Source organism: Streptomyces sp. SID12501 (assembly GCF_010550245.1).
Lineage (GTDB): Bacteria > Actinomycetota > Actinomycetes > Streptomycetales > Streptomycetaceae > Streptomyces.
In genome coordinates, this window is sequence record NZ_JAAGLU010000522.1 from 1 (window position 1) to 471 (window position 471).

Annotated in this window: 1 pseudogene; it reads left to right on the forward strand. The window is 68.8% G+C overall.

Annotation, left to right across the window (positions count from 1 at the left end):
• Window positions 1-217 (forward strand): annotated as a pseudogene (locus G3I71_RS47085) (hypothetical protein); the annotation flags it as partial.
• Window positions 218-471 lie beyond the last annotated feature (254 nt).

The window sequence follows — 471 nt, forward strand, 5'->3', positions numbered from 1 at the left end:
GCTCACGGTCCGCACTCCGGACGGGACCGAGCGGATCCATCCGCTCCAGGGCCCGCACGAGGACGTGGCCGTCTCCCGCGACGGCAGGACCGCCTACGTGAGCGGTGGCTTCACCCGCGACGGCTACTGGAACGGCATCACGGTCGTCGACCTGAGCACGGGCGGGGCCCGACGCCCCGCCGCCGGCGACCGCCCGCTGGGCATCGCCGTGCTCTGAGCGGACCGGCGGCCGACGCCGACGGCGTCAGCCCAAAGTCAGACTTTGGTAAGCCATAGGTTCGGCTTATGGGGTCATAAACCAGGGGCGGGTGCCCGGTTAGGGTGGCCTTAGTTTAGGGTTTGCCTTGATCAGTCTGATTTTCGGTCGAAGGGAACCCAGTCATGCCTCGCTCCCTGCGGGTAGCAATCGTCGGTGCCGGCCCCGCCGGCATCTACGCCGCCGACGCGCTGCTGAAGTCCGAGGCGGCTGTC